Origin of the sequence: Kitasatospora sp. NPDC059088, from assembly GCF_042738155.1 — a bacterium.
GTDB lineage: Bacteria > Actinomycetota > Actinomycetes > Streptomycetales > Streptomycetaceae > Kitasatospora.
Genome location: NZ_JBHYGR010000119.1, coordinates 21,421 through 29,067 on the forward strand (window position 1 = coordinate 21,421; position 7,647 = coordinate 29,067).

Genomic DNA, 7,647 nt, shown 5'->3' on the forward strand with positions numbered 1-7,647 from the left:
TGTGTCTGGGTGGGTGGGTTTTTTTTTAAAACACACCCCCCCCCCCCCCCTCGGGGCCCCCCCCGGCCGGCGCCGCGCGCCGGGGGGGGGGCGCCCGGTGCCGGGCCCCCCGCCCCTGTCGTTCCCGTCCGGGAACGGTCGGTCGACTACTGCTGCCAGAGACCGGCGTTCTTCTTCTCGGTCGCGTTGTAGCTCTGCGCGGCGCTCTCCAGCGAACCGGAGATCTTGGCGCAGGTCTCCTTGAGGTCCTGGGCGGCGGAGTCCCACTTGGCCTGCTGGGCGTTGTAGCCCTGCTGGGCCTGGCCCTGCCAGCCCTGGGAGATCTTGGTGACCTCCTTGCGCAGGTCGGACAGCATGCCCTCGATCTTGTTCGCCGAGTTCTGCACGTCCTGCGACGCCTGGTGGAGGGTCTGGAAGTTGACGAGGATGTGGTCGGTCACAATGTCTCCCTTGACGAGGATGCGGAGCACCCGGCGCTCAGCCGCGGGCGCCCCGTCGAACGGACGGTCGGAACAGAGTGCTGGTCAGCTCTGCGGCGCTCAGCCCTGCGGGCCGAACAGCGCCTTCTGCTCCTCTTCCGCGCTCGCGTAGTGCTTGGTGGTGAGCTCGATGGCGTGCTTGATCGCGGTCAGCGACTTGCGCAGGTCGTCGACGTCCGTGTTGACCTTGCCCTGGAGGACCTTGTAGGCGTCCGCCGCCTGGCCCTTCCAGCCACTGGTGATGTTCTCGACCGTGGTCTGGAGCGCCTTGCGCTCCGTCTCGATCTGGCCGATGGCCGTCTCGATCTTCCCGGCGAAGTCCATCATCTCCTGAGCGGTCACCGTGAACTGGCCGTCACTCATGCTCCACCATCCCCCATGAGACAAACATTGTGTGTACGGAGGGCCCCCGGGGCCCCGTCGTCGCATCACCCGTGTGATGTCCAGCAGCACTGTAGTCGGCACACGCAACTCGCCCAACATCGAGCGTCCACTAGTTACCAGACCATGACACTGGGGCCAATTCCGTTGCCGGGCTTGGCCGATCAGGCGTTCTGCGGCTGCGCGGCGCTCTTCGCGGTCAGCGGCGGGCCGGCCGGGACCAGGTTCGACCACTCCTTGGGCACCGGCAGCGGCTGGACGTTCTGGTAGCCCAACCGCGCCTGGTTGCCGCCGGGTTGGTCGTCCGGGTTCTGGGTGGGCTGGCCCCCCGCCCCGGGGTTCTGGGCGCCCGGCGCCGGGGTCGCCGCCTTCGGCGCACCGCTCGCCGTCGCCGACGGGCCGTGGCCGCCGTCGCCGTTGGCCGGGACGGAGTAGCGCAGGCCGGTCTCGGTGATCAGGAAGTCGGTGCCGGAGCCGTCGGCCGCACCGGCGTTGGCGGCCGCACTGGCACCGGCGCTGGCGTTGGCCGCCGCCGTCGGAGTGGCCCCGGCACCCGCGGCGCCACCGCCGGCCGCGTTGTCCACCGCCCGGTAGAACAGGCCGTGGCCGGGCGTCACGAACGCCGCGCCCGCGCCGTTGTTGTACGCCGCCGGGTAGGCCGTCCCCGCCCAGACGCTGCGCCTGGGCGTGCGGCCGTCCTCGGCCATGCCGTCGAAGGTGCTGCACACCACCTGGCGGGGGTCCTGCCGGTCCGTCCAGTTGTTCACCGGCGCACCGGACTTCAACGGCCAGTCGTCCGGGGTGTTCGGCAGCCGGACGTCCGTGTTGAACCTGGACTGGTCGTCCGGGGTCATCTCGTCGCTGCGCGGCCGCTTGTCCTGGTCGTACTTGTAGAGCATCTGGTAGGCCGGGTTCTGCCGGATCAGCTCCGCCTGGAACGGGGTGATCAGGAACAGGCCGTCCTTGCCGACCACGTAGTTGCGGTCCTGGTAGTGCACCAGCCGGCCGATCCGGCGGTCCGCCGCGTTGCCCAGGGCCACGTTCGAGTTGGGGCCCTGGCTGTCCGCCGTCTCCTTGACGTCGGGGAAGACGATCGGGCTCGCGGGCACCAGGGTGTCCAGCCACTCCCGCTTCACCCGCTGCGGCACCGCGTTGGGCCCGAAGACCGCGGTGACCAGCGCCTTGCGCTCCTTGTCGTCGGACTTCGGTCCGATCGCGTGCTTGCGGCCCTGCGCGTCGACCAGGAACAGGCTCGCCACCGCCTGGCCCGCCGCCGAGGTGGTCGACACCTGCTGGTCGTCGGCCTGCTGCACCAGCATCAGCTGGTCCGGGCCGAGCATCCGGTCCTTCGCGGACAGCGCCGCCGCGTCCGCCCCGGCCGCCACGAACACGGCCTGGTTGACGGTCTCCCGCTTGTCGTCCGACCCCGGACGGTCGCAGACCGCCCACTTCATCGGCTGGTTGGCGTTGTCCTTGCCCGGCAACTTGTCCGGGGCGTACGGGATCCCGATGGTCGGGCCGTGGTTGGGGTAGCGGTCCAGCACCCCGTCGTCCACCACCACGACCTTGGCGTCGACCGGCAGCACCAGCCGCGCCGAGGACATGTTGAGCACCTGGTGCAACCGCTTGGTCCTGCCGTCCGGGTCGGTCAGCACCACGTAGCGGGTGGTCGACTGCTTGCCCTGGATGATGTTCTTGCCGCTGTCCCACTGCACCGGGGCGGCGGGCTTGAACACCCCCCAGAGCCCGAACCCGGCCACCGCCACGGCCCCCACCAGCACGCTCGGCAGCACCGCCTTCACCGGGCGCGGCGCGTCCTCGTCACTGCCGCCGCCGGAGGGCAGCAGGAACGCCCCCACCGTGCGTTTGCGGGCGAAGGTGTACGCGTTGAGCTCGTCCCGGCGCGATGCCATCCTCGTCGTCCCCCTCTGTCAGACGTGTGCCGGCGCCGTGCCGGCGGTGCCCGGCCTCCCGTCGGCCCGACCTGCCCGTGGCCCGCACCCGCCGGGCGGGATCCGGCCCGAACCCTCTACGATGCGGCAGCAGACGGTGAGTACGGTACGGGTACGGTCCGCGAACCAGCCAGCCGGGCCGCGACAACGGATCAGAGAGGGCCATCGGGGGATGCCAAGCCAGACCGCTCCAGAACGCGGCGCCGACGCGGGCGGCGGAAGGTCGCACCGGTCCGGGCGCGCCCGTCGCGGCGCCGCGCCCACCGGGGCCGCGGCCGAACGGCCGCCGACGGGCGGCGGGGGCGGCCCCGTCCAGGTGCGCGTCAACCCCCGACCCGGGCTGCTCGGCGGCCGGTTGAAGCTCCAGCAGCTGGTCCTGGTCGAGGTCGCGGTCGCCCTGGTCGCGGTCGGCTGGACGATCAGCCGCCCGGTCGCGGCCGGCTTCGGCGCGGTCTCGCTGGTCCTGCTGGTGGTGGCGCTCGTCCCGCTGCGCGGCCGCACCGTCCCGGAGCTGCTGCGGGTCCGCTCGGCCCTCAAGTCCCGCCGCAGGCAGGCGAAGTCGCTGCTGCCGCCGCCCGGCACCGACCCGGCGCTGGCGCCCGCGCTGGAGCTGGAGCCGGCGCTGCGCACCTGCACCCACGCCACCGAGGCCGACTTCGGCGGCCGCCCCGTGCGCCGGGAGACCGGCATGGTCGGCGACGGCACCTTCCTCAGCTCGGTGCTGCTCGTCCAGGCCAAGGACCAGCCGCTGCGCCCGGTGCGCACCGCGCTGCCGCTGCCGCTGGACGTGATCTGCTCGGCGCTCACCGTGGACGACATCGCCCTGGAGTCGGTGCAGCTGGTCCAGCACACCCAGCCCGCCCCGGCCCAGCACGTGCCGGAGCAGTCGCTGGCCGCCCGCGGCTACCGCGAACTGCCCGACGGCACCGCCACCCCCGGCCTGCGACTGACCTGGGTCGCCCTCAAGCTCGACCCGGAGCGCGCGGCCACCGCCGTCCGGGCCCGCGGCGGCGGCGAGGAGGGCGCCCGCAAGGCCCTCCAGCGGGTCACCGACCAGTTGGCCGGACGGCTCAACAGCGCCGGGTTCAACGCCACCGTGCTGGACGAGCGCGAACTGATCTCCGCCCTCGCCATCGCCACCTGTGCCAACCCGATCGCGGTGGCCGGACGCCAGGGCACCGGCAGCGGCGGCGGCACCACCCGCCGCACCCAGGAGGGCAACCGCTTCTGGCGGATCGACGACCGCTGGCACAGCACCTACTGGATCTCCCGCTGGCCGCAGCTGACCCGCCCCGGCGGCGCGGCCGGCCGGATCGGCGCCCCGGACCTGGTCAACCTGATCACCGGCTCCCCCGCACTGGCCAGCACGTTCAGCCTCACCGCCGGGCACGGCACCGGCGGCTCGGTCACCGTCAGCGGCCACCTGCGGGTGACCGGGCGCAACGAGGACGAGGTCGGCGACATCGGCCGCCAGCTGGAGGCGCGGGCCCAGAGCGCCGGCCTCGGCCTGGTCCGGCTCGACCTCGAACAGGCCCCCGGCATGCTCGCCACCCTGCCGCTGGGAGGGACGTCCTGATGGCGTACCAGACCTACCCCGCCCCCGGTCCGACCCCCGGCACCGAGCAGCGCCGGCCGCGACCGCGGATCCTGCCCGGCTTCGGGCTGCGCGGACCGTGCCGGGAGAAGCACGTGCTGGAGGCCGCTGACCTGGCGGCGCTGGCCTTCCCGGTCGGCGACGACGGCGTGGTGATCGGCGTCGACCCGCAGGGCCTGCCCGCGGTGCTCGGCCTGTTCCGCCCCAGCGCGTACGACCTGGTGCTGGTCGGCGGCGTGTGGACGGCACAGGTGATCGCGCTGCGCGCGGCCGCGATCGGCGCCCGGGTCGCGGTGGAGACCGCCCGCGCCCAGCTCTGGGGCCCGATGGCGCAGGCCGCCGGCGGCGGCCAGCCGTGCGTGACGGTGCACCAGGTCGGACGGCTCGGCCCGCAGGGCGCCTCGGTGGCCTCGCCCGTCCTGGTGGTGCGCGACCTCGGCGCCCGCCCGCCGCGCACCCGGCTCTCCGCCGCGCCCTGGCAGACCACGCTGACCCTGCTGCCCTACCTCGGCCCGAACGCCTCCCGGGTGCTCAACGCGGCCGACCTGGTCGGGGTGCAGCGGATCATGCCCCAGGAGGCGGAGGTGGTCGGCCGGGTGCTGTCGCTGCCGCCGGAGGACGTGGCCGCGCTGCCCGGCCTCGGCGACGACCTCACCCTGTGGGCCACCCGGATGCGGCGCCAGTACGTCCGGACGGTGGCCGGCCAGGCCGAACAGCAGGTGCTCGGCGGCCCGCGCCGGATGGACTGAGGGGCGTGTCCGGGCCGGTCGTTCCCGGTCCGGAACCGAAGCCGCCTTCAACAGGGGCAGCCGAACGGCCTAGTCTTTGTTGCGGCAACGGCACCGCTGAACAAGCGGCGGCGAACACGAGGGAGCCCTAGTGAGCAGCGATCGGGACGGCGTCTACGTCGGCGACAACGCGGCGGAGGACGACGACGACTGGTCCGACGCGCCCGATTACACTCCCCCGTCCTGGTACGTGCAGTCGGGCCCGGCGGCGGCGCCCGCCGCGCCGGCCCCGGGGGCTGACGCCGCGGCGGCCGGGGCTCCGGCGGCCGGGGTACCGACGCCGGAGTCGGCCGCTCCCGCACCGGCCGCGGTGCCGACGGCCGACCAGGCGCCCGCGGCACCCCAGCCCGCGCCCGCGCCCGTGCCCGCACCCCTGCCCGCGCCCGTGCCGGTCGCTGCTCCCGCACCGGACACGCTCGCGCCCCCGGCTCCCGCTCCCGCCCCGGCGGCCGAGCCGGCGCCCCTCCCCGCCCCGGTGCCGCCGGTCCCGCCCGTGCAGGCCGAGGCGCAGCACGTCCCCTTCCCGGTGGCGGCCCCGGCGGTGACGCCGGAGCAGCCGCAGGCACCACTCGCCGCCCAGCCGTGGCCGCAGGCGGCGGAGGCACCGGCCCAGCCGAGCGCGCCGCAGCCGTACCCGGCGGCCGTGCCGGTGCCGCAGGCCGGACCGCCCGCCCCGCCCGCCCAGCCCGGTCCGCCGGTGCCGCCGGTACCCCCTCAGCAGTTCGCCCAGCAGCCGCCGGCCCAGCCCGGACCGCCCCAGGGCCCGACGGCTCCGGCGGCTCCGCCGGACCCGCAGATGGGCTGGGACCCGCAGGCCGGCTGGGCCGCCCAGCAGTCGGCCGCCGCCCAGCCCCAGCCCCACCTCGGCCAGCCCTACCCTGAGCAGCTCGCACAGCCGCAGCCGGTCCAGCCGCAGCCCGCGCCGCCCGCCCCGGTGGATCCGCGCCAGGGCGGCTGGCCGCAGCCCGGCGCCTACCAGCAGCCGCCCGCCACCCAGCCCCAACCCCAGCCCGGCCACCCCTACCCCGGGCAGCCCGGCCAGCCGCAGCCGCCCGCCCCCGCCCAGCCCTGGCCGCCGCAGGGCGGCGCGGCCATGCCGCCGCCCGCCGCGTTCCAGCAGGCCGCCGCCCCGCAGCAGACCGCCCACGGCGCGCCGCTGGGCTACACCGCCGCCGTGGAGCTGTCCTCGGACCGGCTGCTGCGCAGCCAGCCCAAGCAGCAGCGCCAGCAGCCGCGGTTCCAGTTCGGTGGCAAGGCCGCGGCGGCCGAGAAGGCCCGCAAGCTGGAGATCATCCGCACCCCGGTGCTGAGCTGCTACCGGATCGCCGTGATCAGCCTCAAGGGCGGCGTCGGCAAGACCACGACCACCACCGCGCTCGGCGCCACGCTGGCCAGCGAGCGCCAGGACAAGGTGATCGCGATCGACGCCAACCCGGACGCCGGCACCCTGGGCCGCCGGGTCAAGCGCCAGACCGGCGCGACCATCCGCGACCTGGTCACGGCCATCCCGCACCTGCGCAGCTACATGGACATCCGTCAGTTCACCTCGCAGGACCTCAACTCGGGCCTGGAGATCCTGGCGAACGACGTCGACCCGGCCGTGTCGACGACCTTCAACGACTCGGACTACCGCCAGGTCATCGAGGTGCTGGGCCGCCAGTACCCGATCATCCTGACCGACTCCGGCACCGGCCTGCTGTACAGCGCGATGCGCGGGGTGCTGGACCTCGCCGACCAGCTGATCATCGTCTCCACCCCGAGCGTGGACGGCGCCTCCAGCGCCTCCACCACGCTGGACTGGCTCTCCGCGCACGGCTACGCGGACCTCGTGCAGCGCAGCATCACGGTGGTCTCCGGGGTGCGCGAGACCAGCAAGATGATCAAGGTCGAGGACATCGTCGCGCACTTCCAGACCCGCTGCCGCGGCGTCATCGTGGTGCCCTTCGACGAGAGCCTGGCGGCCGGCGCCGAGGTCAACCTCGACATGATGCGGCCCAAGGTCCGCGAGGCCTACTTCGAGCTGGCCACCCTGGTCGGCGAGGACATCGCCCGGGCCCAGCAGGCGGCCGCCCAGCAAGCCGGCTGGCAGCAGCAGGCGCAGGCGGGCTACCCGCAGCCGGGCCTGCCCCAGCCGTACGCCGATCCCCAGCAGCAGGGCTACCCGGGCCAGCCCGCCCCGGGGGCGCCGTGGGCGCCGCAGCCCGGCCAGGCCCCGCCGCCCCCGCCCGGGTACGGCTACCCGCAGCAGCCCGCCCCCGGAGCCCCGTGGCCGCAGCAGCCCGGTGCCCCGCAGCCGGGCCCCGGCTACGGCTACCCGCCGCAGGCGCCCCCGCAGTGACGTACGGAAGGGCCCCCCCCCCCCGGGGTGGGGGGGGGGCCCTCGGGGGGGCCCCCCCGCGGCGGGCCGCCCCGGGGCCGGCCGCGGGGGGCGCCCGGGGGCTTTTAAACAAAAA

Annotated in this window: 6 protein-coding genes; 3 read left to right on the forward strand and 3 right to left on the reverse strand. The window is 74.8% G+C overall.

Annotated elements, in window-relative coordinates:
• Window positions 1–146: 146 nt before the first annotated feature.
• From ACFWXO_RS35710 to ACFWXO_RS35720, 3 genes are all read right to left on the reverse strand, one after another.
• Window positions 147–440, reverse strand: coding sequence for a WXG100 family type VII secretion target (locus tag ACFWXO_RS35710; protein WP_375896059.1), 294 nt, complete (start codon window positions 438–440; stop codon window positions 147–149).
• A gap of 99 nt (window positions 441–539) precedes the next feature.
• The gene (locus ACFWXO_RS35715) at window positions 540–842 is read right to left on the reverse strand and encodes a WXG100 family type VII secretion target (RefSeq protein WP_375896056.1); all 303 of its coding nucleotides are present in this window, start codon (window positions 840–842) and stop codon (window positions 540–542) included.
• 182 nt (window positions 843–1,024) lie between these two features.
• Window positions 1,025–2,773: a type VII secretion protein EccB gene (locus ACFWXO_RS35720; protein ID WP_380529303.1), complete on the reverse strand. Its 1,749-nt coding sequence runs from the start codon at window positions 2,771–2,773 to the stop codon at window positions 1,025–1,027.
• 211 nt (window positions 2,774–2,984) lie between these two features.
• On the opposite strand from ACFWXO_RS35720, the gene eccE reads away from it, so the two are divergent.
• The 3 genes from eccE to ACFWXO_RS35735 all read left to right on the forward strand — a co-directional run bounded on the left by eccE (window position 2,985) and on the right by ACFWXO_RS35735 (window position 7,532).
• Window positions 2,985–4,388 (forward strand): type VII secretion protein EccE, encoded by a 1,404-nt coding sequence (eccE, locus tag ACFWXO_RS35725; RefSeq protein ID WP_380529305.1) that lies wholly within the window; start codon window positions 2,985–2,987, stop codon window positions 4,386–4,388.
• A complete protein-coding gene (locus ACFWXO_RS35730; protein ID WP_380529307.1) occupies window positions 4,388–5,155 on the forward strand; it encodes a hypothetical protein in 768 nt (255 codons plus the stop codon). The genes eccE and ACFWXO_RS35730 overlap by 1 nt, the downstream gene beginning before the upstream one ends.
• 130 nt (window positions 5,156–5,285) lie before the next feature.
• Window positions 5,286–7,532 carry a MinD/ParA family protein gene (locus tag ACFWXO_RS35735; protein ID WP_380529309.1) on the forward strand — a complete coding sequence of 749 codons (2,247 nt, stop codon included), beginning with the start codon at window positions 5,286–5,288 and terminating at the stop codon, window positions 7,530–7,532.
• Window positions 7,533–7,647: the final 115 nt, after the last annotated feature.

Excerpts from the sequence above, each read along its gene's own strand:
- ACFWXO_RS35715 (WP_375896056.1), bottom strand. The coding sequence starts at position 842 with ATGAGTGACGGCCAGTTCACGGTGACCGCTCAGGAGATGATGGACTTC.
- ACFWXO_RS35720 (WP_380529303.1), bottom strand. The coding sequence starts at position 2,773 with ATGGCATCGCGCCGGGACGAGCTCAACGCGTACACCTTCGCCCGCAAA.
- ACFWXO_RS35730 (WP_380529307.1), top strand. The coding sequence starts at position 4,388 with ATGGCGTACCAGACCTACCCCGCCCCCGGTCCGACCCCCGGCACCGAG.
- eccE (WP_380529305.1), top strand. The coding sequence starts at position 2,985 with ATGCCAAGCCAGACCGCTCCAGAACGCGGCGCCGACGCGGGCGGCGGA.